General features: G+C 72.0%; 1 protein-coding gene. It reads left to right on the top strand.

Going from position 1 to position 403, the window contains the following annotated elements:
- Window positions 1–32: 32 nt before the first annotated feature.
- A partial coding sequence (locus G3I78_RS49925) for an FAD-binding protein (protein ID WP_203616606.1) occupies window positions 33–403 on the top strand: 371 nt, incomplete at its 3' end.

Below are 403 nucleotides of genomic sequence, written 5' to 3'. Positions count from 1 at the left end.
TGGGTGCCAGGACTGAACGGAGTGTGGTTCACGTGCTCAGCAGACGCTCGCTCATACGCGCCGGTGCCAGCGTCGGGGCGGCCGCCGCACTGACCGCCGGAACCGGTGGCCTGATGCTGGCGCAGGCTGCCGGCGCCACCCCGTGGAAGACCCTGCAGGGCCGGTTGTCAGGCCGGCTCGTCCTGCCCGGCGACGGCACGTACGAGACGGCCAAGCAGCTGCAGCTGGCCCAGTTCGACGTGATCCACCCGCAGGCCATCGCCTACTGCACCAGCGAGGCCGACGTGGCCGCGTGCATCCGGTTCGCCCAGGACTGGGGCCTCGCCCCCGCGGTGCGCAGCGGCGGCCACAGCCAGGCCGGCTACTCGACCACGCCGGGCCTGGTCATCGACGTCTCCAAGAT

Source organism: Streptomyces sp. SID13726 (assembly GCF_010548375.1).
GTDB lineage: Bacteria > Actinomycetota > Actinomycetes > Streptomycetales > Streptomycetaceae > Streptomyces.
Note: the sequence above shows the minus strand (reverse complement) of the source record. Positions and strands in the feature narration are given on the sequence as shown.